General features: G+C 70.8%; 10 protein-coding genes. 2 read left to right on the top strand and 8 right to left on the bottom strand.

The window, feature by feature from the left end; all coding sequences use genetic code 11:
- Positions 1-231: 231 nt before the first annotated feature.
- Entirely contained in the window at positions 232-2,700 is a 2,469-nt protein-coding gene (locus FV233_RS15480) for a glycogen/starch/alpha-glucan phosphorylase (protein ID WP_238260774.1), read from the bottom strand.
- Between the two features lie 393 nt (positions 2,701-3,093).
- On the opposite strand from FV233_RS15480, the gene FV233_RS15475 reads away from it, so the two are divergent.
- Positions 3,094-4,677, top strand: a complete 1,584-nt coding sequence (locus FV233_RS15475; protein WP_147897975.1) for an alpha-amylase family glycosyl hydrolase — start codon at positions 3,094-3,096, stop codon at positions 4,675-4,677.
- Positions 4,678-4,890: 213 nt separating this feature from the next.
- Positions 4,891-6,432 (top strand): glycogen synthase GlgA, encoded by a 1,542-nt coding sequence (glgA, locus tag FV233_RS15470; RefSeq protein WP_147897974.1) that lies wholly within the window; start codon positions 4,891-4,893, stop codon positions 6,430-6,432.
- Positions 6,433-6,677: 245 nt separating this feature from the next.
- On the opposite strand, the gene glgB is transcribed toward glgA, so the two are convergent.
- The 7 genes from glgB to FV233_RS15435 form a co-directional block, all read right to left on the bottom strand.
- The gene (glgB, locus tag FV233_RS15465; protein ID WP_147897973.1) at positions 6,678-8,987 is read right to left on the bottom strand and encodes a 1,4-alpha-glucan branching protein GlgB; all 2,310 of its coding nucleotides are present in this window, start codon (positions 8,985-8,987) and stop codon (positions 6,678-6,680) included.
- Complete coding sequence (gene treS / locus FV233_RS15460) at positions 8,984-12,262, bottom strand: maltose alpha-D-glucosyltransferase (protein WP_147897972.1); 3,279 nt, start codon at positions 12,260-12,262, stop codon at positions 8,984-8,986. Before treS ends, glgB begins: the two co-directional genes overlap by 4 nt.
- A 147-nt stretch (positions 12,263-12,409) precedes the next feature.
- Positions 12,410-15,796, bottom strand: a complete 3,387-nt coding sequence (locus FV233_RS15455) for a maltotransferase domain-containing protein (RefSeq protein ID WP_147897971.1) — start codon at positions 15,794-15,796, stop codon at positions 12,410-12,412.
- 554 nt (positions 15,797-16,350) lie between these two features.
- Complete coding sequence (locus FV233_RS15450) at positions 16,351-21,270, bottom strand: malto-oligosyltrehalose synthase (RefSeq protein WP_147897970.1); 4,920 nt, start codon at positions 21,268-21,270, stop codon at positions 16,351-16,353.
- Positions 21,267-23,072, bottom strand: a complete 1,806-nt coding sequence (treZ, locus tag FV233_RS15445; protein WP_147897969.1) for a malto-oligosyltrehalose trehalohydrolase — start codon at positions 23,070-23,072, stop codon at positions 21,267-21,269. The genes FV233_RS15450 and treZ overlap by 4 nt, the downstream gene beginning before the upstream one ends.
- A 173-nt stretch (positions 23,073-23,245) precedes the next feature.
- On the bottom strand, positions 23,246-23,806 hold the full coding sequence (locus FV233_RS15440) for a type II toxin-antitoxin system VapC family toxin (RefSeq protein ID WP_147897968.1): 561 nt from the start codon (positions 23,804-23,806) through the stop codon (positions 23,246-23,248).
- Positions 23,807-23,809: 3 nt separating this feature from the next.
- Positions 23,810-24,034 (bottom strand): hypothetical protein, encoded by a 225-nt coding sequence (locus tag FV233_RS15435; RefSeq protein ID WP_047170722.1) that lies wholly within the window; start codon positions 24,032-24,034, stop codon positions 23,810-23,812.
- Positions 24,035-24,241: the final 207 nt, after the last annotated feature.

The following is a 24,241-nucleotide window of genomic DNA, read 5'->3' as shown; positions in this document are numbered from 1 at the left end:
ATCCGCTCGGGAGCGCCGATCCCACGGCGCGCACGGGGCCGAACACCTTGAAAGCGAAGGGCCTGAAGCCCTCCGGCGGGGTGTCGGGGCAAGACATCCAGGACTTGGCCCCGACTTCGGGCGGAGCCCGGCACCAGGGCTCCGCCTTGGACCCGCGAAAGGTCCAAGACCTTTCGAAACCAGGACTTCCTTTCGAAACCAGGACTTCCTTTCGAAACCGGGACTTCTTCTTCAGCCCAGGCGGACGCGCCAGATCTCGTCCGCGTATTCGCGCATCGAGCGGTCGGAGGAGAACCACGCCATCCGGGCGGTGTTGCGGATCGCCTTGGCCCACCAGCCGCGCGGGTCGCGCCAGGCGGCGTCGATGGAGCGCTGCACCCGCCAGTAATCGTCGAAGTCGGCGGTGAGCAGGTACTGGTCGCGCTGGCGCAGGTCGTCGGTGAGCGGCCGGAACCGGCCCGGCTCCTCCGGCGAGAACCGCCCGGAGGCGATCATGTCCAGCGCCGCCGCCAGCCGGGGCGAGGCCTGGATCGCCTTCGCGGCGTAGCCCGGCTCGGCCTCGCGCGCCTGCACCCCGGCGGCGTCGAGGCCGAAGATGAAGATGTTGTCCGCCCCGACATGGTCGCGGATCTCGATGTTGGCCCCGTCCAGCGTGCCGACCGTGAGCGCGCCGTTGAGGGCGAACTTCATGTTGCCGGTGCCCGAGGCCTCCATGCCGGCGGTGGAGATCTGCTCCGACAGGTCGGCGCCCGGGATGATCGTCTCGGCGAGGCTCACCGAGTAGTTCGGCAGGAACACCACCTTCAGCCGGCCCGCGACCTCCGGGTCGTCGTTCACCGCCTTGGCCACGTCGCAGGCGAGCTTGATGATCAGCTTGGCCCGGACGTAGCTCGGCGCCGCCTTGCCGGCGAAGATCTTGACCCGGGGCGTCCAGTCCCGGTGCGGCTCGGCCTTGATCGCCTGGTAGAGCGCCACCGTCTCGACGACGTTGAGGAGCTGGCGCTTGTACTCGTGGATGCGCTTGACCTGGATGTCGAACAGCGCGTCCGGATCGATGTCGATGCCGGTGCGCTCGGCCACGACCTTGGCGAGCGCCTCCTTGCGCTGCCGGCGCACGGCGGCGTAGCGCGCCACGAAGGCCGGATCCTCGGCATGGGCCTCGAGGCCCCGGAGCAGCTCGGGATCGTCGAGGACGCCCGCGCCCACCGTCTCCACGGCGAGCCGGGTGAGGCCCGGGTTGGCGTTGTGGAGCCAGCGCCGGAAGGTGATGCCGTTGGTCTTGTTGACGATCTTGTCCGGATCCAGCGCGTGGAGCGGCGCGAACACCGTGGACCGCATCAGGTCGGTGTGCAGCGCCGAGACGCCGTTGACCCGCCGGGCGCCGTGGAAGGCGAGGTGCCCCATCCGGACCCGGCGGCCATGGGCCTCGTCGATCAGCGAGATCGAGGCCAGGTAGGCGGCGTCCTGGTGGGCGGCGTCCTGGCGGCCGTGCTTGGCCTGCTCCTCGAGATGCATCCAGTTGATCAGGTAGATGATCTGCATGTGGCGCGGCAGCAGCCGCTCCATCAGCTCCACCGGCCAGGTCTCCAGCGCCTCGGGCAGCAGGGTGTGGTTGGTGTAGTTCAGCGTGTGGGTGGTGACGTGCCACGCATCCTCCCAGGAGAGGTCGTGGTCCTCCATCAGGATGCGCATCAGCTCCGGCACCGCGATGGCCGGGTGGGTGTCGTTGAGCTGGATCGCGGCGTGGTCCGGTAGGGACCGCACGTCGCCGCGCTCCATGACGTGGCGGGCGATGAGGTCCTGGAGCGAGGCCGAGGTGAAGAAGTATTCCTGGCGCAGGCGCAGTTCCTGCCCGTCGGCGGAGGAATCGCTCGGATAGAGCACCCGGGAGATCGCCTCGGCCCGCATGCGCGCCGCCACCGCGCCGACATGGTCGCCGTCGTTGAAGCGACCGAGGTCGACCGGCTCGCCGGCCTCCGCCTTCCACAGGCGCAGCCGGTTGACGTGGCGCCCGCGCCAGCCGACCACCGGGATGTCGTGGGCGACCGCCCGCACGGTCTCGGCCGGCTGCCAGTGGCGGCGGATCACGCCCTCGCCGGGCGAGGACAGGGTGACGGTGCCGCCGAAGCCGATCGCGTAGGTCGCGTCGGGCCGGACGAACTCCCAGGGATTGCCCTCGGCGAGCCACGTCTCCGGCGCCTCGCGCTGCCAGCCGTCCTCGAAGGACTGGCGGAACAGGCCGTGATCGTACCGGATGCCGTAGCCGATCGCCGGGATGCCGATGCTGGCCATGCTGTCCATGAAGCAGGCGGCCAGCCGCCCGAGGCCGCCGTTGCCGAGCGCGGCGTCCGGCTCGGCATCCTGCACGGCGTCGAGATCGACCCCGAGTTCCCGCAGCGCCGCCCGGGTCGTGTCGGTGAGGCCGAGGTTGTTCATGGCGTCCGACATCAGCCGGCCGATCAGGAATTCGAGCGAGAGGTAGTAGACCCGCTTGTTCGGCACGGCCTTCTCGGAGGCCATGCAGGCCGCCACGACCCGCTCCCGCAGGGCCATCGCGGTGGCCACGAACCAGTCGCGCGGACGGGCGGATTCGGGGGTCCGGCCGAGCGCGAAGGTGAGCTTGGCGCGGATCGATTCCCGCAGGTCGACCACGGTGTCACCGGTCTGCGACAGGAGCGGCGCGGTCCAGGCGGCGGCCATCGGCATCTCGGCCGCGCTGTCGTCGCGCAGGGCGTCCCGCTGGGCGGGCGGAGTGAGAACGTCGTTCAGCACGTGCGGGTCCCCCAAAGTCAGCGCCCCGGAGTCTAGTGCCGGGGCTATCGTGGGCGGATTATCTCTTTTGATGGATTGCCACCGCGTGAACGGGCGGGCGATCCGTGCCCCGAAGCCGCGACTGTGCGACCGGCTTCCTGGCGAAGTCGTGGCGGTGCCGCCCCGACCGGGGCGTGCGACGGCGCGGCCGGAGATATGGCGCGACTACGTGACATTCTAGACACAACGGCCGGCACCGCCAGCCCGCGTCGCGCGCATCTGCGCCGTCGCCAGCGCGCGGCTCAGCGGTTAACCCTGGGCCGGGGATTCGCGAGGCGCAGCATGACCGAGACCGTCTGGTGGAAGCGCGGGACCGTCTACCAGGTCTATCCGCGCTCGTTCCAGGACACGAACGGCGACGGGGTCGGCGACCTGCCGGGAATCACGGCGCGGCTCGACTACCTCGCGTGGCTCGGGGTGGACGCGGTGTGGATCTCGCCGGTCTACCCCTCGCCCATGGCGGATTTCGGCTACGACGTCGCCGATTACTGCGGCATCGACCCGTTGTTCGGCACGCTGGCCGACTTCGACGCGCTCGTCGCCGAGGCCCATCGGCGCAAGCTGAAGGTGATCCTCGACTTCGTGCCCAACCACTCGTCGATCGCGCATCCGTGGTTCGCGCAGAGCCGGTCGTCGCGCTCCAGCCCGCAGCGGGACTGGTACATCTGGCGCGACCCGGCCCCGGGGGGCGGTCCGCCGAACAACTGGGTGTCGAACTTCGGAGGCCCGGCCTGGACGCTGGATGAGGCCACCGGCCAGTACTACTACCACGCCTTCCTGGCCGAGCAGCCGGACCTGAACTGGCGCAACCCCGCCGTGCGGGCCGCGATGCACGACGCGCTCCGCTTCTGGCTGGACCGCGGGGTCGACGGGTTCCGGGTCGACGTGATCTGGCACCTGATGAAGGATGCCGGATTCCGCGACAACCCGGCCAATCCCGACTACGCGCCGGGCACGCCCGAGATCAACCGCTTCACCCAGGTCTATTCCGCCGACCGCCCGGAGGTGTTCGACGTCATCGCCGGGATGCGGGCGGTGCTGCGCCGGTACGGCGAGCGGGTGCTGATCGGCGAGATCTACCTGCCGATCGAGCGGCTGGTGGCCTATTACGGCCCCGACCTCACCGGCGCCGACCTGCCCTTCAACTTCCAGCTGATCCAGACCCCGTGGCGGGCCGACGCGGTCGCCGACCTCGTGGCCCAGTACGAGGCGGCGCTCCCCGAGGGCGGCTGGCCGAACTGGGTGCTGGGCAACCACGACCAGCCGCGGATCGCCGCCCGGGTGGGCGAGGCCCAGGCCCGCATCGCCGCGATGCTGCTGCTGACGTTGCGCGGCACCCCGACCCTCTATTACGGCGACGAGATCGGGCTCGGCCGCGTCGCGATCCCGCCGGGGCGCGCCCGGGACCCCTGGGAGCGCAACGAGCCCGGCCACGGCCGCGACCCGGAGCGTACCCCGATGCAGTGGGACGAGGCCCCGCAGGCCGGCTTCTCGGCCGCGGAGCCGTGGCTGCCGCTCTCGGAGGATTGGGCCACCCGCAACGTCGAGGCCCAACGCTCGGATCCCGGCTCGATGCTGACCCTGCACCGGCGGCTCCTGGCGCTGCGGCGCGACCACCCGGCGCTCTGCGTGGGCGACTACCGGGGCCTGCCGGTCGAGGCCGGGGACGTGCTCGCCTACGAGCGCTGCGCCGACGACGCGTGCCTGCGCGTGATCCTGAACTTCGGCGGCGATCCGCACAGCCTGTCCCTGCCCGAGGGCGACTGGACGGTGCTGCTCTCGACGCTGGCCGGCCGGGCGGGGGCGAGCGCCCGCGCGACCCTGGCGCTCGGCCCCGACGAGGGGGTGATCCTGCGCCGCTCCTGAGCCCGCCCCTGCCATCTCTTGTCGCAGTGCAGCACGGACATCGCGCCATGGCGAAATCTGTAACCGAAGCTTAAGGCTGACGCTGGCCTAAATTGTGCGTCGCAGCGGAACAGGTGCGACGGAGGAGCATTGGACATGGTTGAGGCCGTGACAGCCGTGTCTGCCCGATCCTCTGCCAGACCGGGGCCTTCCGCCGGGCCGGGATCGATGCCCATGCACGATGCGCTCCGCGGTGGCTCCCTCGCCGATGAGGCCTTCGGCGAAGGCGGCGGTGCCGCAGCGCCGTTCACCAACCCGGCCTGGCCGGCCTCGCTGCGCCGCCGCATCCTGTACGCCACCCCGGAGATGGCCGACTTCGTGAAGACCGGCGGCCTCGGCGAGGTCTCGGCCGCCCTGCCCCGGGCCCTGGTGCCGCATTACGACATCCGCGTCCTGATCCCCGGCTACCGCCAGGTCCGGGCCGCGTTCCCCGACATCCCGGTGGTCGCCCGGCTCGAAGGCTTCGCGGGCGTGCCCCCCTGCGACCTCGGCCTGGTCGAGGCCGCCGACGGCCTGCGCATCTACGTCCTGCTGGCCCCCGACCTGTACGAGCGCGACGGCACGCCCTACGGCGACGCGAACGGCGATTTCGGCGACAACGACCTGCGCTTCGCCCGCCTGAGCCTCGCGGCCGCGGAGATCGCCGCCGGCGCCGATTCGGACTGGGCCGCCGACCTGCTGCACCTCAACGACTGGCAGGCGGCCCTCGCCCCGGCCTACCTGGCCTGGCGCGGCCGGCGCATCCCGAGCGTGCTGACGATCCACAACCTCGCCTATCAGGGCCTGTTCCCCCGCGACAGCCTGGGCCGCCTCGGCGTGCCGGATTCGGCCTTCCAGGTCGACGGCGCCGAGTTCTATGGCCAGCTGTCGTTCCTCAAGGCCGGCATCTTCTACGCCTCGCAGGTCACCACGGTGAGCGAGACCTACGCCCGGGAGATCCAGACCCCCGAGATGGGCTGCGGCCTCGACGGGCTGCTGCGCACCCGCGCCGGCCAGGGTCGGCTCGCCGGCATCCTCAACGGCATCGACGAGACGTGGGACCCGAGCACCGACCAGCACCTCGCCACCCGGTTCGAGGTCGACGACTGGAAGGGCAAGCGCGCCAACGCTGAGGCGGTGCGCCAGCAATTCGGGCTCGCGGTCTCCCGCGGGCCGCTCTTCGCCATCGTCTCGCGCCTGGTGCACCAGAAGGGCATCGACCTGAGCCTGCAGGCGGCCGAGGCGATCGTGGCCGAGGGCGGACAGCTCGTGGTGATCGGCCAGGGCGAGGGCCGGTTCGAGCAGGCCCTGCGCGGCCTGTCCAAGCGCCACCCGGACGCGGTCGGCGTGCATGTCGGCTTCGAGGAGGCCCAGGCTCGGCGGATGTTCGCCGGCAGCGACTTCCTGCTGATGCCCTCGCGGTTCGAGCCGTGCGGGCTCGCCCAGATGTACGCCCAGCGCTTCGGGTCCCTGCCGATCGTGCACCGCACCGGGGGCCTGGCCGACACGGTCGAGGACGGGGTGACCGGCTTCACCTTCGCGGAGGCCTCGGCCCCGGCGTTCGGGTCGGCGGTCCGCCGGGCCTTCGAGGCGTTCGGCCAGAAGAAGCGCCTCAACGCCATGCGCCGACGTGCCATGGCCGCCCGGTTCGGCTGGGACCAGGCCGCCGACAGCTATGCCGGCCTCTACGCCCGCGCCATGGGCAACAGCCCGGCGCTGCGCTGGCGCGCCGCGTAGGGCTGGCGCTTCGGCAGGCTCCGAATCTATTCCCGGCGCGGCAGGATCATCCAGTCCCGACCTGACACGCGTTCCCTCCCCCCCTCTGCGGGAGAGGGCGGGCCGTCAGGCCGGGTCGGGAGAGGGGCAGCGCGACGGTTCAGGATCTCACGCCTGTCGCGCGCTTTCCGGAAACGGCGCTCCCCTCTCCCGACCCCTGCTGACGCAGGGGCCACCCTCCCCCGCAGAGGGGGGAGGGATTTACGTCACCGCTCCAGCAAAAAAATCATCGTGGCCAGCGGCGGCAGGGTCAGCGACAGGGACTGGGCCTGGCCGTGGCTCGCCTGGCCGTCGGTGTGGCCGCCGCCGTTGTTGCCGAGGTTCGAGCCGCCGTAGACGCCCGCGTCCGAGTTGAACGCCTCCCTGTAAAAACCCGCCTCCGGAACGCCGACGCGGTAGCCCTCCCGGGGGATCGGGGTGAAGTTCGACACCACGATCGCGACCTCGCCCGGCTTGGCGCCCTTGCGGGCCCAGGCGATGACGCTGTTGTCCTGGTCGTCGGCCACCAGCCACTGGAACCCGGTCGCCTCGACGTCCCGGGCGTGGAGCGCCGGGGTCGAGACGTAGAGCCGGTTGAGGTCCCGCACCGCGTCCTTGACGCCCTTGTGCAGGGGGTCGTCGAGCAGGTGCCAGTCCAGGCTGATGTCGTGGTTCCACTCCCGCTCCTGGCCGAACTCGCCGCCCATGAACAGCAGCTTCTTGCCGGGATGCCCCCACATGAAGCCGAAATAGGCGCGCAGGTTCGCGAATTTCTGCCAACGGTCGCCCGGCATCTTGCCGAGCAGCGAGCCCTTCCCGTGCACGACCTCGTCGTGGGAGAGCGGCAGGATGAAGTTCTCCGAGAAGGCGTAGAGCAGCCCGAAGGTCAGGTTGTGGTGGTGGTAGCGGCGGTGGATCGGATCCTCCGACACGTATTTCAACGTGTCGTGCATCCAGCCCATGTTCCACTTGAAGCCGAAGCCGAGGCCGCCCGTGTAGGTCGGGTGCGAGACCCCCGGCCAGGAGGTCGATTCCTCCGCCACCGTGATGGTGCCGGGGGCGTGGCTGTAGGTCGCCTCGTTGGTCTTGCGCAGGAAGTCGATGGCGTCGAGGTTCTCGTTGCCGCCGTAGCGGTTCGGGATCCACTCGCCCTGCCGGCGCGAATAGTCGAGGTAGAGCATCGAGGCCACGGCATCCACCCGCAGGCCGTCGAGGTGGTAGTGCTCGAGCCAGAACCGGGCGTTGGCGGCCAGGAAGGTCGCGACCTCGGTCCGGCCGAAATTGTAGATGTAGGTGCCCCAATCCTGGTGGAAGCCCTGGCGCGGGTCGGCGTGCTCGTAGAGGTGCGTGCCGTCGAACAGGCCGAGCCCGTGCGCGTCCAGCGGGAAGTGGCCGGGCACCCAGTCGAGCATCACGCCGATGCCGGCCTCGTGAGCTGTGTCCACGAAGGCCGCGAAATCCTCGGGCGTGCCGAAGCGGCTGGTCGGGGCGAACAGCGAGACCGGCTGGTAGCCCCAGGACCCGTCGAACGGGAACTCGGTGATCGGCAGCATCTCGATATGGGTGAAGCCCATATCCTTGACGTAGGGGATCAGCCGCTCGCCCAACTCCTTGTAGGTGAGGTAGCGGTTGCCCTCCTCGGGCACCCGCGCCCAGGAGCCGAGGTGGACCTCGTAGATCGAGATCGCGGTGTGGCGCGGATCCTTGGCGCCGCGGGTCGTCATCCAGCCGGCATCGCGCCAGTCGAACGCGCCCGTCCCGTGGGTGACCGAGGCCGTCTCCGGCGGGTGCTGCGCCGCGAAGGCGACCGGGTCGGCCTTGAGCGGGATCAGGGCGCCGTCCGGGCCGCGGATCTCGAACTTGTAGCGCTCGCCGGCCTTGAGGCCGGGCACGAACACCTCCCAGATCCCGCCTTCCTGCCAGAGGCGCATCGGGTGGCGCCGCCCGTCCCAGTCGTTGAAGTCGCCGACGACGCTGACCTTGCGGGCGTTGGGCGCCCACACGGCGAAGCGGAAGCCGTCGATGCCGTCGAGCTGCCCCGACTGGGCGCCGAGCATCCGGTAGACCAGGTTGGTGCCGACCTCCCGCAGGGTCGCGACGTCGTAGGGCTCGATCGAGGAGCCGAAGCCGTAGGGGTCGAAGCGGCGCCGCCTGGTCCCGTCCCAGAACTCGACCTCGATCTCGTAGAGCGGCCGTCCCTCGCCCTCGACCCGGGCGACGTAGAACCCGTCCGGGTGCCGCTTCTCGAACGGCACGGTGCGTTCGCTCGTCACCAGGGCGGCGGAGCGCGCCTCGGGCAGGACGGCGCGGACCTCCCAGGCGTTCGGGCCGACCCGGTGGGGGCCGAGCACGGAGAACGGGTCGCCGTGGTTGGCGGACATCAGCGCGGCGATCGCGTCCGGATGGACGCCCGAAGGGGTGCCCGAACGGGGGCCCGCCTGCGCCGAGGCGGCTCCGGCGTTCGGGACGTCCGCGTTCCGCGCGCTCGCCGCTTCCGGGTCGATCCGCGGTGCGAAGGTCTCGTCGGTCGCCGTCATTCGGTTTCTCCGGGCTCGTGGCCGTCCGTGTCCAGAATGGTGAGAACCCCCCGGGCGGGGATTTCGATCCAGTCCGGCCGGTTGTTGGCCTCGTAATCGACTTCGTAGAGCGCCTTGGTCAGCAGGCAGAGGCGCAGCAGCCGCGTCCGGGTGGCCGGGTCGGTCACGGCCGCCCGCGTCCCCGCCACGGCCGCGTCGTAGCCGGCCAGGAAGGCCGCCTCGATCATGCCGCGCCACGCCGTGGCCGCGTCCCGCGCCCGCTCCTCCGAATCGCCGAACCGGACGGTGATCTCGCGGATCACGGTCTCGGCCCCGTACGCGAAGGAGCGCATCAGGCCGGCGACGTCGCGCAGCGGCATCGACTTCGCCCGCCGCTCGTCGGCCGGACGGGAGGGTTCGCCCTCGAAGTCGACGATGATCAGGTCGCTCTCGGAAACCAGCACCTGACCCAGGTGATAGTCGCCGTGGATGCGGATCTTGTGGGCCCCGCGCGGCGCCTCGGTGGACAGCGCCTCGATCAGCGCCTCGACCTCGGCCCGCCGCTGCCCCAGCTCCGCGCAGGCGGGCTTGCCGGCATCGAGGCCGCGCTCGACGAGACCTTTCAGCGCCCGGAAGGCCCGGTCGGCCTGGTGGCGCGCGTCCCGGGCGAGCACCGCCAGGTCGTCCTCGGCGAACGGCTCGGCCGCGAAGGCGGGGTCGTCCGTCTCCATCGCGAAGGCGGCGTGCATCTCGGCGGTGCGCCGGCCGAGCAGGTCCGCCCAGGGGCCATGGGCCTGGAACGCCTCCCCGGGGCTGGCGGCCTCGCTCTCGGGGGTGAGCACGACGGTCTCGAAGTCCCGGCGCAGCCCCTCCAGCATCAGCGTCCAGGCGTCGCCCTGGTTCATGACGAACTTCTGGAGGACCGCCAGCGCCGTCCGGGTGCCATCCTCGGCGACGTGCTCGAGGGTGCCGAGCAGCGCGGGCGTGTTGGAGAAGCCCGCCTGCTCGGTGAGGAAGCGCCCGACCTCGATCTCGGGATGCATCCCCGGCTGCAGGCGGCGCAGCAGCTTGAGCATCATCTTCGAGCCGATGGCGATCGAGGTGTTGCTCTGCTCCGCCGACAGCCGGCGGATGTCGGCCACGTCCACCGTGACGTCCGGATCGAAGGCCGACGTGGTGGAAAAGACCAGCCGCCCGCTCTCGGTGGGGATCTCGGTGCCCTGGCGCATGTCGTCGATCAGGCAGGCCGCGAAGTCGTTGGAGCCGGCCGCCCCGTAGAGCAGGCCGGTGCGCGGCCCGCGGCGCACCCGCGCCACCGCGAAGGGCAGCAGCGTCTCGTCCTCGCGGCCCTCCTCGACGCCGACCGGCATGAAGTATTCGTGGCTCTCGCCGTTGGCGAGCTGCACCTGCAGCCGCGGCAGCAGGAACCGGGCGCTGCCGTCCACGTCCTTGAGGGCGGCGAAGTCGACCACCTTCACGGACCGGATCCGCGAGCCCTTGGCGCCGAACCAGCGCCGGCTGAGCAGGAACGGCGGCACCACGGTGCGCTCGAAGGCGACGCGCTCGCGGCCCGACATCAGGCTCTCGATGCCGCCGGTGAGCACCAGGGTGAACAGCTCCGGGGGCTCCTGTTGCGGGCCGATCGCGCCCGAGCGGGCGGCGCTCAACGAGAACCAGTAGAAGCCGTAGGACGGCAGGGTCAGCAGGTAGGGCAGGTCGCCGATCGGCGGGAACTCGGTGCCGCCGGTGAGCTCGATCGGCACCGCGGTGCGCAGCTCCGACAGGTCGAGCTGCACCGCCTGTGGGGCCCGCGACAGGTTGGCGACGCACAGGATCCGCTCGTCCTCGTGCTCGCGGATCCAGGCCAGGACCTTGCGGTTCGAGGGATAGAGGAACTGGATCGTGCCGCGGCCCAGGGCGACGCTGTTGTTGCGGATGGCGATCATCCGCCGGGTCCAGTTCAGCAGGCTGGTCTGCGACTGGGTCTGCGCCTCGACGTTGATCGCGTCGAAGCCGTAGATCGGGTCCTGGATCGCCGGCAGGAACAGCCGCTGCGGGTTGGCCTTGGAGAAGCCGCCGTTGCGGTCCGGGGACCACTGCATCGGCGTGCGGACGCCGTCGCGGTCGCCAAGATAGATGTTGTCGCCCATGCCGATCTCGTCGCCGTAGTAGAGCACCGGCGTGCCGGGCATCGACAGGACGAGGGACTTCATCAGCTCGATCTTGCGCCGGTCGTTCTCCAGCAGCGGCGCGAGGCGGCGGCGGATGCCGAGGTTGATCCGGGCGCGCCGCTCGGCGGCGTAGAACGACCAGAGGTAGTCACGCTCCTCGGCGGTCACCATTTCGAGTGTCAGCTCGTCGTGATTCCGCAAAAAGATCGCCCACTGGCAGCCCTCCGGGATCTCCGGGGTCTGGCGCATGATGTCGGTGATCGGGTGCCGGTCCTCCCGGGCGATCGCCATGTACATCCGCGGCATCAGCGGGAAGTGGAACGCCATGTGGCATTCGTCGCCGTCGCCGAAATACTGGGCGGTCTCCTCGGGCCACTGGTTGGCCTCGGCCAGCAGCATCCGGTCGGGATAGCTGACGTCGAGGGCGGCCCGGATCGCCTTGATGACGTCGTGCGTTTCGGACAGGTTCTCGCAGTTCGTGCCGTCGCGCTCGATCAGGTAGGGGATCGCGTCGAGCCGCAGGCCGTCGACGCCCATGTCGAGCCAGTAGCGCATCGTCGCGATGACGGCTTCCAGCACCTTCGGGTTGTCGAAGTTCAGGTCCGGCTGGTGGCTGTAGAACCGGTGCCAGAAATACTGCTTGGCGACCGGGTCCCAGGTCCAGTTCGAGGACTCGGTGTCGAGGAAGATGATCCGCGTGTCCTTGTAGGGCGCGTCGGTGTCCGACCAGACGTAGAAGTCGCGCTCGGGCGAGCCGGGGGGCGCCTCGCGGGCCGCCTGGAACCAGGGGTGCTGGTCGCTGGTGTGGTTGATCACGAGCTCGGTGATCACCCGCAGGCCGCGCTCGTGCGCCGCCGCCACGAAGGCCCGAAAGTCCTCCATGGTCCCGTAGGACGGGTTGATGCCCTCGTAGTCGGCGATGTCGTAGCCGTCGTCGCGCAGGGGCGAGGGATAGAACGGCATCAGCCAGATCGCCGTGACCCCGAGGTCGCGGACGTAGTCGAGCCGCCGGGTCAGCCCTTCGAAATCACCGATCCCGTCGTCGTTCGAGTCGAAGAACGACTTGACGTGGATCTGGTAGATGATGGCGTCACGGTACCATTGCGGGTCGCTGCGATCGATCATCGCGTCGCTGCCTCATCGGTCGAAGGTCAAGGGGACCGGCGGTCGGGACCGGCCGGGGCGCGGGCGGTCGGCCGCGCGGCGCAATGGTCGGCGACGGGCGGGCCCGTCGCCGGTGTCAGACGTCAGGGTGAGGTGCCACGGGTCGCCTCAGCCCGCAACCCGCCGCGGCGCCCGAAGACGCCAGATGACGCAGGATCGCTCGGCCGGATCGAGCGCGATGCGGTGGGTCTTGCCCCGCAACTCGAACCTGTAGCCCTGGATCAGGTCCTCAACCTCCACGGCGCCATCGTCGGGCAGGCCGAACAGCCAGAGCGGCACCTCGTAGGTGCATTCCTGGCGGTTCTTGGGATCGAGGTTGACCATCGTGAACACGCAATTGTCGCGCTCCGGCGTCGCCTTGGCGTAGGCGATGATCTGGTCGTTGGAGGCGCCGGTGAAGACCACGTTGCGGAAATCCCAGAGGGCGGGGTTCTCGCGCCGGATCTTGTTGAGCGCGACGATGTGCTCGCGGATGTTGCCGGGCCGGTCGTAGTCCCAGGCCTTCAGCTCGTATTTTTCGGAGTTCAGGTACTCTTCCTTGCCGGGATACGGCGCCGCCTCGCACAGCTCGAAGCCGTTGTAGATGCCGTAGACCGACGACAGGGTGGCGGCGAGCGTGCCGCGGATCACGAAGCCCGCCCGGCCGCTGGTCTGGAGGTAGTGCGGGTTGATGTCGGGCGTGTTGGCGAAGAAGTTCGGGCGGTAGTACTCGCCCATCTCGCCGGCCAGCTCCAGGGCGTATTCGGTGAGCTCCTGTTTGGTGTTGCGCCAGGTGAAGTAAGTGTAGCTCTGCTGGTAGCCCGCCTTGGCGAGCTTCTTCATCATCTTCGGCCGGGTGAAGGCCTCGGCCAGGAACAGCGCGTCGGGATAGCGGCCGTTGACCTCGGCGATCACCCATTCCCAGAACGGGATCGGCTTGGTGTGCGGGTTGTCGACCCGGAAGATGCGCACGCCCCTTGAGCACCAGCCGAGCAGGATGTCGCGCAATTCGATCCAGAGCGAGGGCAGGGCGCCCCCGTAGAAGTGGACGTTCGAGATGTCCTCGTACTTCTTGGGCGGGTTCTCGGCGAATTTCAGCGTCCCGTCGGGGCGCCACTCGAACCATTCGGGATGGTCCTTGATCCAGGGATGGTCGGGCGAGCACTGGATCGCGAAGTCGAGGGCGATCTCCATGCCGGAGGCGTGGCTTGCCGCCACCAGCCGCTCGAAATCCTCCAGCGTGCCGAGGTCGGGGTGCACGGCCTCGTGGCCGCCCTCCTCCGCGCCCACCGCGTAGACCGAGCCGACGTCGCCCGGCAGGGCCTTGAGGGTGTTGTTCTTGCCCTTGCGGTTGGTCCGGCCCACCGGGTGGATCGGCGTGAAGTAGAGCACGTCGAAGCCCAGCTCGCGGATCTCGGGCAGGCGCTTGATCACGTCGTCGAAGGTGCCGTGGCGGTTCACGTCCATCGATTGCGAGCGCGGAAAGATCTCGTACCAGGCGGAGAACCGGGCCGCGAGGCGGTCGGCGATCACCGGCAGCACCACCGGATAGCGGCTGAGATTCACCCGCTCGGCGTTCCGGCGCACCAGGCTCGCGGCCTCGGGCTGCAGGATCCGCTCAAGCTGGGCGGCCGAGCCGGTCTCCTCCGCGGCGAGCGCCGCGACCAGGGCGGCCAGCCGCTCCGCGTCGCGCCCGGCACCGCGGCCCCGGGCGAGGGACGCGGCGCTCTCCACCAGGGTGACGCCCTCGATCGTCTCCAGGCGGATGTCGACGCCGGCGGCGCGCTTCTTCAGGGTGTCGCGCACCCAGGAGGAGAACGGGTCGCGCCAGGCGATCAGGGTGAACTCGTAGCGGGCGTTGCGCTCCAGGGGGAATTGCCCGGCCCAGCGGTCGTTGTCGGCGAAGACCATCGGGTCCTCGCGCCACGCCTCGGTGCCGGCGACCCGCGACAGGATCGCGGCGTCGAGCACCTCGTGGCCGTCGGAGAAGATGTCGGCCTCGACCCGCAGGGATTCGCCGACGACGCGCTTCACCGCCGAGCGGCCGCCGTCGATCTCCGGGCTCACCGCCTCGATCACCACCCGGCCCTCGCCGGTCGGCGTGTCGCGCTCGGGCAGCTGGGCGACCTGGGCGGGCCCGGCGCTGAGGATGCGCAACTCGCCCGGGAGCAGGTCGATGGCGCTGCCGGGATGGAAGGCGATCGGCTCGGCCTCGGGGGTCCGGTCGACGAAGGCGCCGAGCATGCCGCCGGTGCGGGCGATGAGCGTGCCGGCCTCCACCGGCACCGGCCTGTCCGAGGGGTTGTAGAGCACGATCACGGCGTTCTGCGCCGAGGCTGGATGGCCGGTGTCGAAGCGGGCGAGCGCCACGAGGTCGCTGTCGGGGGCCGAGATGCGCATCTGCGCGCCCTCGACGTTGGCGGCCGGCAGCTCGGCCCGCAGGGCGTTGATCGCCCGGATCGAGGCGGAGATGTCGAGGCCGGTGTCGTTCTCGCGGTCGCGCGGGGTGGTCTCGACCACGTGCAGCGCCCGGCGGTAGCCCCATTCGTAGCCGATCGGCATCAGCACGCCGGCCGAGAAGAAGGCGGCCAGCGCGTAGCGGGTGCGCAGGTGCCGCGCCACCGCCTCGGGGCCGCCGCCGGCCTCGGCGGCCAGCCGCTTCATGTCGTGGTTTTCCGGGAAGGCGATCGAGGGCGCCAGCACCCGCAGGCGCTCGTACTGCTCCAGCGCCCAGGGCTTCTGCAGGTCCCACCAGGCGAAGGAGTTGAACAGGTAGTCGAAGCCGGCGCCGGCCGTGGCCTTCGCCTCCTCGAAGGTGCAGCCCAGGGTCTCGGCGGCGAACAGGCAGGCGGGGTCGCGGCCCTTGGCCTGCCCGATCAGGACGCGCCAGGTCTCGGGCGGGACCTTGTAGGCGGCATCGCACCGGAAGCCCGCGACGCCGAGCGCCTGGAGCCGGGCCACGTAGGCGCCCCAGATCCGGGTCAGCTCGTCCCGGGCGGCGGGGGTGTGATAGTCGAGTTCGGCCAGGTCGCCCCAGACCGTGCGGATCGACGGATCGTCCGGGTCGACGGCGGCCGGATGCATGATCGAGCCGTCGGGCTCCTTCATGAACAGGTCGGGCCGCTCCGTGACGAGCCGGGCGTTGTCGGCGGTGTGGTTGATCACGAGGTCGGTCATCACCGCCAGGCCGGCGGCCTCCGCGGCGGCGCAGAAGCGGCGGATCTGCTCGTCGTCGGGCGTGCCGTCCTGGTCGCGGAACCGCTCGTCGAGCCGCTCGGGATCGGCCACCGCGTAGAGGCTCTTCGAGCCGCCGGTCTGGTGGAACGGGTTGAGGTAGATCCAGTCGAAGCCGAGCGCCGTGATCCGGGGCAATTCGGCCGCCCAGTCGGAGACGCGCCCGACCAGCAGCGGGAACAGGTTGTAGATCCGCGGCCCCGCGGCGCGGGGCGCCGGGGAGGCGGGCAGGACGGCCTCGGCCCCGGTCGTCGCGGCGGCGGCTTTGGTCGGTGCGTTCATGCTGGTCTCTGGCTCCTGGTCCATGTCTCGTAACGCCCGAACCGCGCGGGCGTGCCTTACGTGGGACGGCGCGGATGTTCAGGTCCGCGCCACCCGCCTCTCAGCAGATTCGCATGACAGGGCCGCGAGGGGCCTGCCGATCGTGTTCTTCGTAGCAGCGGCGGACCCGTGCATCCTCCCTCCCCCCTTTGCGGGGGAGGGTGGCTCTCGAAGGGGGTCGGGCCGGGACGAAGTCCCGCAAGAGGGGAGCGACGGTGCAGGAGAAGGCCGCGGCCTTCATGCTGGTCCACCCTCCCCCGCAGAGGCTACGACGTTCAGACATCGGCACTCATAGGGCGCGACGAACCCCCTCTCCCGTGCGGGAGAGGGTTGGGGTGAGGGATGCGACATCTCCGGAAAGACCTGATCCCTCACCCGGCTCTCTGCGAGAGCAGACCTCTCCCGCACGGGAGAGGGGACCCGCGCCTGATCCTGCGACCGTGTTGCCCAGCCTGATCTGTGAATCCGGTAGCCGGCAGAGGGGGGAGGGAGATCCGCCGATCCGGCCGATTCCCTCACGATTCCCGCCGCAGGACCGCGTAGGGCAGGTCGCGCAGGAGCTGGCCGAGGTCGGCCCCCTCCCCTCCGGTCTCCACGACCCGCCCCGAGACGAGGTCGCGCCAGATCGTGCCGACCCCGAGATCGACCCGGGTGCCGGCGAACGCCTCGCCCGACCAGACCGCGTCGCCGACGATGCCGGCGAACAGGCGCGGCACCGCCACGAACAGGTCGCCGCCCTCCTCGCCCGGGTCGGTCCGCCGGTAGGCGATCACGTGGGCCGCCCGGTCGCCCCTGGCCTCGACCGGCTCGTAGGCCGCGCTGGCGTAGAAGGCCGGCCGCTCGGCCCGCTCGGCGAGCAGACGCGCCAGGGTCGCCTGCTTGACCCGCCCGTCCGGCCAGTGCGCCAGGAGCGCGGCCGGTTCGCCGCCCTGTTCGAGCATCCGCTCCAGGGCCGGGTAATCCACCGGGCGGCGGTTGTCGGGATCCACGAAGGAAAAGTCCCAGACCTCCGTGCCCTGGTAGGTGTCGGGCAGGCCCGGCAGGGTGCATTTCAGGACCGTACGGCCCAGCCCCGCCAGCATGCCGAGATGGGCGAGCCGCCGGGCGAAGGGGCGCAACTCGCGCAGGAAGTCCGAGCCCGGGGCGATCAGCGCCGAGAACAGCTTCTTGACCGCGCCCTCGTAGACCTCGTCGACGTTGACCCAGCTCGACCGGCGCTTGCCCTCGCGCATGGCCTTCTCGCCGTAGGCGATCAGACGGTCGCGGAAGTCCGCGATCGCCGCCGTCTCGTCCCGCTCCAGCAGTTCCAGCGGCCAGGCGCCGAGGATCGCCTGGAAGAACATCCACTGGTCGTTGGCATCCGGGGCCGGCTCGCCGTCGATCCGGGCGAGGTGCGGCCCGGCGGTGCGCTGCCACAGGTCCCAGGCGCCGGCCCAGCCCTCCGGGATCTCGGACAGCGCGAGCATCCGGGTCCGGGCATCCTCGCCGCGCTTGGTGTCGTGGGTCGCCGTGGTGATCATGGCGTTCGGCCAGTCGCGGGCGCGGGCGATCTGGAGGTCGTGGAAATGCTCGGCGTCGATGCCGTACTCGCCGGGATCGCCGCCGACCTCGTTGAGGCCGAGCAGGCAGGCGTACCGGTAGAACAGCGTGTCCTCCAGGCTCTTGGCCATGACCGGGCCGGTGAGCTGCTGGAACCGGCGGCGGAAGCGCAGGACCACCCGCGGGTCCGGGCGCCCCGGCCCCGTGGTCTCGATCCGCCCGAGCAGCACGTCGGCGGCGAAGTCGTGCACCGAGCGGTCCGGCAGGCTCGACCAGCGCTTGGCCTTGGCGACCGCGCCCTCGATCAGCCGCACGTCCTCGGGCTCGACCTCGCCCTCCTCCAGCTCCGGCGGCAGGTAGCTGCGATAGGTCGGGAAGCGGGCGATGACCTCGATCAGGGCCCGGCGCAGGGCGTTGACGGTGAAGTCGCGGGTCCGCCGGTCGGCGTCGGCCACCTCCTTGAGATCGGAGGTCAGGACTTCCAGCTCGCTGGCGAAGCTGATCTCCAGGATCTCGGCCTTGGCGGCGCGGAGCTGGAACCCGTAGGGCTCGTCGAAGCCCGAGGCCCATTCGTACAGGCGCCGGACCTTCCCCTGGCGCTCCTTGTCCACCAGGATGCCGTCGAGCTGGTTGAGCACGTCGTAGCCCGTGGTCCCGGCCACCGGCCAGGGCCGCAGCCGCTCCCCGGGCTCCAGGATCTTTTCCACCACCACGTAGAAGCCCGGGCCGACGGCGGCCTGGAGCGCGCGGGCGTAGCCCAGCGGGTCGGCGAGCCCGTCGATGTGGTCGATGCGCAACCCGTCGATCCGGCCCTCGCGGATGTGGCGGAACACGGTCTCGTGCGAGCGGTGGAAGATGTCGGACAATTCCACCCGCAGGCCGGCGAGCGAGTTCACGTCGAAGAACCGGCGGTAGTTGATGTCGCTCGACGCCACCCGCCAATGGGCCAGCCGGTAGGCCTGGGCCTCCAGGAGCCGGTGCAGCGGCCCGAAGCTGTCCGGGCGGCCCTTGAAGCCGTTGAGCAGCGCCAGGGTGCTGGCGGTGGCCTCCTGGATCAGCGGCGAGACGCCGTAGATCTCGGCGAGCCGGCGCTTGAGCCCCTCGGCCTCCTCCGGGAAGCCCGTCCGGCGGGTCTCGTCGGCGTCGATCGCCATGGCGCGCAGGCGCTCGGAGATGGCGAGCAATTCCGCGGTGGTGTCGTCGTCCACCGCGCCGATGGCGGCGATCACCCGGTTCAGGATGGTCGGATAGCTCAACGGGCGGATCGGCAGCTGGTGCTCGTAGTGCCAGACGCTGAAGGCGCCGGCCTCGGGATCGAACTTCAGCTCCAGCGTGCCCTGCTCCAGGGCCTCGCCGTAGCGCTCGCCTAGGAACGGGATCACCAGGTTGCGGCCGGCGCCGAGGCGCTGCCAGTCGATGTCGAAGGCGTCCGCGAAGGGCGAGAGGGAGCCCCATTCGAGCACGGAGAGCCACCACGGGTTGTCGGAGCCGCCGACGCCCATGTGGTTCGGGACGATGTCCAGCAGCAGCTTCAGCCCGTGCCCGTGCAGGGTCTCGGAGAGCCGGACGAAATCCGCCTCGCCGCCGAGTTCCGGGTTGATCGCGCCGTGATCGACGATGTCGTAGCCGTGGGTCGAGCCGGGCCGCGCCTTCTGCAGCGGCGAGGCGTAGACGTGGCTGATCCCGAGCTTCTTGAGATACGGGACGATCCGCTCCGCGTCCGCGAAGGTGAAGTCCTTGTGGAACTGCAGCCGGTAGGTCGATTGCGGCGGCGGCACGGCCAGCCGGGCGGAGCCCGAGCGCGGGCCCCGGGACTCGGCCGAGAGCGAGGCCGCCAGCTTGGCGAGCGGCCCCCCGGGGGCGGCGATGTCCACGAGGTCCCGGTCGAGCTTGCGCCGCCAGTTCGGATAGCCCTCGGTGGAGCCCGGCACGTTGGCCTGGGCCAGTTCCGAGACCACGTCCTCGTACTGCACGGCCGTCAGCATCGAGGGGGCGCGGGCGAGGTAGCGGGCGGCGGCCTCGAACGGCGCGGCCTCGGGGGGCTCGGCCGTCGGCAGGAGCTGCTCCCCGGCCAGCGCCTCGGTGAGGCGGCGGCGCTCGACCACCCGCTCGCCGCGCTCGGCCTCGGCGCGGTCCTGGTCGTACAGGCCCAGCGACTGGCGGGTGTCGGTGTCGACCCCGCGCCACCAGCCGACGAAGGTCGGCAGGTCGTGGGTGGTGATGGCGGTGAGCGCGTCGCGCGGGTAGGCGGAGGGGGCCTTGAACCGTCCGTCCCCTTCCCGCTCGAAGGCCAGGATCCGGTAGCTGAGCACGCCGGCCCGCATCAGGGCGTCGGAAAAACCCTCGGGCGCGGTGCCGAGATCCTCGGCGATGACCAGGCACTTGTTGCGGTGGCTCTCCAGCCGCAGCACCGCCAGCATCGGCTCGAACGGCATCGCCACGTAGGCGCCGGCATGGGCGCCGGCCCCGAGCGGGATCAGGAACAGCCTTGCGAGCTGGAAGGCGTGGTCGATGCGGATCGCGCCGGCATGGCGCATGTTGGCCTGGACCAGGGCCCGGAACGCCGCGAGGCCGTCGCGCTCCATCTCCAGCGGGTCGAAGGCGGGCAGGCCCCAGTTCTGACCCTTGGGGGCGAGCAGGTCCGGGGGCGCGCCGATCGAGACCCGGTCGGCGAAGCGCTCGGGATGGGACCAGATCTCGGAGCCGCCCCGGTCGGCGCCCACCGCGAGGTCGCGGTAGAGCCCGACCCGCATGCCGGCCGTGAGCGCCGTCGCGGAGGCCGCCGCGAGCTGGCGGTCGGCGAGGTATTGCAGCCAGGCGTGGTAGCCCACCGCCTCGGCCTTTTCGGCCGCGAAGGCCACGACCGCGTCGGTTCCGGCGCGGCGGTACTCCTCCGGCCAGTCGCCCAGCCAATGGGCGCCCTGCTGCCGGAAATGCTCGGACAGGGCCTCGAACACCGCGTGGGCGGCGAGGTCGACGCCGCCCTCCTGGCGGAAGCGCTCGAAGTCCGCGTCGGTGCCGGCCCGGGCCGGGGATTCGAGCCAGAGGGCGCGCAGCACCGGGTCGAGCATGTCGGCCACGCCCTGGTGGTCGACGAGCGCCGCCTCGCGCAGCGCCGTGATCGCCTCGGCGCGCTCGGCGAGCAGCGCCTCGGCCCTTGAGCCGGCGAGCCCCGGCAGGCTGCGCGGCGCGATGAAGAGGGTCTCGAGGAACAGCCGCGAGGACGGCGAGTAGGGCGAGATCTTGGTCCGGTCGGAGCCGAACAGGGCGTGGACCGGGCTCAAGCCGAGGAACGCCGCCCCGCGCAGGGCCGCCTCGCGGGCGGCCTCGCCGGCATCCGCGTAGGTGCCGATGCCGATGTTGGTGGCCGAGCGCAGGCCGTAGAGCTGGGCGGCCATGCCCCAGTCGGAGGCGCCCTCCTCCGTGTAGGGCCGCGGGCGCCAGCAGCGCTGGGGCGCGGCGATCACCCAGGATTCGGCCCGGATCCGGCCGGCCTGGACGGTGAGGCGGTGGTAGCCCGGGGTCAGCGGCGGCAGCTCGAAGCCCGCACCCTGGCCCGGCTCCGCCCCCTGCAGGTTGGCCCGGCCCTCGCGCGCCGCGCCGCGCTCGTCCACGAGGCGCCAGACCAGGGTGTGCGGGGCGCCGTCCTGGACGCGCACCGGCACTCGCGCGGCGCGGCGCGCCTCCACGGGCAGGAGCGGCGGGACCAGGCCGCAGCGCAGGGCCTCGACCTGGGCCAGGCTCTCGCTGATGCCGGCCTCGTCCTCGACCGCGAAGCCGAGCGCCGCGAGCAGGCCGCGCCGGACCTCCAGGGAGGTCTCCACCGGCTGGCCGAAGGCGTCGGTGTATCCGGAGGCGACGCCGACGAGGGCGGCGAGTTTTTCGAGGGGGCTCACGCGTGGGTCTCCGCGAGGAACAGGCCGGTCCAGGCGGGCAGGTCCCGTCCGGTCTTGTCGGGGGCGTTGGTCCAGACCACCCGGGCATCGCCCGGATCCACCGCGAAGGCCGCGTCCCCGACATTGGCGACGAACCGCAGGGTGCCGGCGCCGAAGCGCCAGGTGCAGTCGACCACGTCGGCGCGCGGCAGGGTGGCGGCGGCGCCCTGGTAGCCGGACTTGGCCAGCGGCACCACGACATCCCGTCTCAGGCCCAGGAGGCGCGTGGTCTCGGCCAGCACCTCCCGGTGCGGCGACCGCTCGCGCTCCGACCAGTCGAGCTTGGACTGCGCGAAGGTCTCGCGCTCGGTCGGATCCGGGATCTTCGAGGTGTCGTCGGCGAACGCCGCAAAACTCTTGAACTCCCGGCGGCGGCCCTCGCGCACCGCGGTGTTGAGGTCCGTATCCGGGGCGAAGTCCACGAAGAACAGGAACGGCGTCGAGGCCGACCATTCCTCGCCCATCCAGAGCATCGGGATCTGGGGCGCCAGCAGGAAGCCGGCCCGGGCGAGATCGAGCTTTTTCGGGTCGGCCAGATGCGAGAGCCGCTCGCCGAGCGCCCGGTTCCCGACCTGGTCGTGGTTCTGCAGGAAGGTCACGAAGGCCGAGGGCGGCAGGTGGCCCGAGGGCTCGCCGCGCGGGTGGTTGTCGAGGGTGGCGAACGGCTCGCCCTGATACGCGAAGCCCTCCGCCAGGCAGCGGGCCAGGCGCTCGACTGGTTTGTCGGCAAAGCTTTGATAATAGCCGGCGTCCTCGCCGGTGAGCAGCACGTGCCAGCAATGGTGCAGGTCGTCGGCCCATTGCGCGTCGTGCATCTTCGGCCGCCCGGCGCCGTCGCGCTCGAGCCAGCGCGCCTGGTTGGCCTCGTTCTCGAGCATCAGGTGGATGTCGCGGTCCGGGAAGGTCTTGCGGACCGTCTCACCGAGCTCGGCCAAAAAATGGCGCGGGGAATCGTCGAGGATGGCGTGGACGGCGTCGAAGCGCAGACCGTCGAAATGGTATTCCTCCAGCCAGTACAGGGTGTTCTGGATGAAGAACTGCCGCACGGTGGCGCCGCTCTCCTTGCCGTCGAAGTTGATGCCGGCGCCCCACGGGGTCTGGTGGCGCTCGGTGAAGAAGGTCTTGGCGTAGGCGTGCAGGTAATTCCCGGCCGGCCCGAAATGGTTGTAGACCGCGTCGAGGTAGACCATCAGCCCGAGCCCGTGGGCGGCGTCGATCAGGCGCTTGAGGTCGTCCGGGCGGCCATAGGCGCCGTCGGGGGCGTAGGGCAGGACCCCGTCGTAGCCCCAGTTGCGCGAGCCCTTGAAGTCGGCGAGCGGCAGCAGCTCGATCGCGGTGACGCCGAGCGCCTTGAGATCGGGCAGGCGCGCCTGCAGGGCGGCATAGGTGCCCTCCGGGGTCGCGGTGCCGACATGGCACTCGTAGATCACCGCCTCCTCGAACGGGCGCCCGGTCCAGGCCTCGTCCGTCCACGCGAAGGCGCGCGGATCGATGACCTCGCTGAGGCCCGAGACGTCGTCCGGCTGGAAGCGCGAGGCCGGGTCCGGCGCCACGAGGTCGCCGTCGACCCGGAAGCCGTAGCGGGCGCCGGGCTTCACCCCGGGCAGGGCGGTGCGCCGCCACCCGCCGCCGGATTCCGGCAGCGGATGCGCGACGCCGTCGACGACGAGTTCGACGCTCTGGGCGGTCGGCGCCCAGAGCGCGAAGCGCACGCCGCCCCCCACCATCTCGGCTCCGAAATCCATGCTGTGGGCGCGCCGCATCGGGCCACGGTCCTCGTCGTTGGCCGTGCGCCCCGGGGGACAAGCGCGGCAGGGATCATTGTCGTGGGAGAAGGCCCCGCGCACGATCCGGTTCCCGCAGCGCAGGTATGGCGACGTGATGAGACGGCCAGCGTGCGAAAAATGGCGCGGGGACCAAGTGGTAGGCTGTGGGGTCACGTTCGATAGAACAGGACCTGGCTATCCGGGCGGAGTTGCAACAGGGCGTCGAAGTCCCTGAGGTTGCGCGTGAGCACGCAGAAGCCGAGCTTGAGCGCCTGCAGGAACAGGACGCAAGCGTGGAGTGCGCCCATGCGGTCGTCCTTTGCATAGCCCTGGATCCGGCAGAGCATGCCCGCATAGACGGCGGCGCTTCCCAGGATCTCGGCGTCGGGCGTGAAGATCCGGTGCGGCGGCATCGCGTCGATCGCGGTTCCGATTGCCGCGACGGCCTGGGCGCTGCGAGGGTCCTTGGGATCGAGGACCCCTACCGTGTGCATCAACTCCTGGATGGCGACAGTGCTGTGGTTCACGATCCGGATGCCGAGGAGATCCTCGACCAGGGGCGGCGCCCTCCCCTGCATCTGGTCGATGTAGACGCAGGTATCGAGCAGGAGCGGACGGCCCGCCTGCGCCTGCCCCTCCAGGAAGGGCAGTGCGGTATCGTCCCGGCGCTGCAACGCCGTCTTCGGTGCCTGCCGACGCAGCCGTTCCGCAGCCTTGAAGGTGAAGGCCACTCGCTAGAAGCTCAGGTCGAGTTCCGGGTCGACCGAGGCCCGCAGCGTGCGGAATACGTCCGCGAAGCCATCCTCGATGGCGATGTTGGCGAGCGCGAACTCGATCAGCGCGGTATCGGAGTGAAGCCCCGTCCGGGCCTTGGCGCGTTCGATCAATTCCGGCGCGACGCGTCCGGAGATCCGGCTGGCCTTGCCCCGGGTCAGGCCGCTTTCCTGCGCGCGGGCCATGACAGCGGCAACGGAAGGGGCAAGGGCTGTCTCAGTCCCTGAGGCCTGCCTCGGCTGCGAACGATCTCCAGCCATGGCGATGCTCCGATGACGTTCAACAAATCGTATGATCAGGCAACGTAACGCGCAGGACCCCCGCGCGCAATCATCTCGCTTCGACCGGCTCGAACTGGGGCTTGCTCTCAACCCCTCGGCACCCAACCGCTC

It is taken from the genome of Methylobacterium sp. WL7 (assembly GCF_008040085.1).
GTDB classification, from domain to species: domain Bacteria; phylum Pseudomonadota; class Alphaproteobacteria; order Rhizobiales; family Beijerinckiaceae; genus Methylobacterium; species Methylobacterium mesophilicum.
The sequence above is the reverse complement of the archived record's forward strand: the minus strand, read 5'-3'. Positions and strand labels throughout refer to the sequence as shown.

What these genes read in the sequence shown, in the direction of transcription:
- FV233_RS15435 (WP_047170722.1), bottom strand. Translation starts at nt 24,034, where the DNA reads ATGGCCCGCGCGCAGGAAAGCGGCCTGACCCGGGGCAAGGCCAGCCGG.
- glgA (WP_147897974.1), top strand. Translation starts at nt 4,891, where the DNA reads ATGCACGATGCGCTCCGCGGTGGCTCCCTCGCCGATGAGGCCTTCGGC.
- treZ (WP_147897969.1), bottom strand. Translation starts at nt 23,072, where the DNA reads ATGCGGCGCGCCCACAGCATGGATTTCGGAGCCGAGATGGTGGGGGGC.
- treS (WP_147897972.1), bottom strand. Translation starts at nt 12,262, where the DNA reads ATGATCGATCGCAGCGACCCGCAATGGTACCGTGACGCCATCATCTAC.
- FV233_RS15480 (WP_238260774.1), bottom strand. Translation starts at nt 2,700, where the DNA reads ATGGCCGCCGCCTGGACCGCGCCGCTCCTGTCGCAGACCGGTGACACC.
- FV233_RS15475 (WP_147897975.1), top strand. Translation starts at nt 3,094, where the DNA reads ATGACCGAGACCGTCTGGTGGAAGCGCGGGACCGTCTACCAGGTCTAT.
- FV233_RS15455 (WP_147897971.1), bottom strand. Translation starts at nt 15,796, where the DNA reads ATGAACGCACCGACCAAAGCCGCCGCCGCGACGACCGGGGCCGAGGCC.
- glgB (WP_147897973.1), bottom strand. Translation starts at nt 8,987, where the DNA reads ATGACGGCGACCGACGAGACCTTCGCACCGCGGATCGACCCGGAAGCG.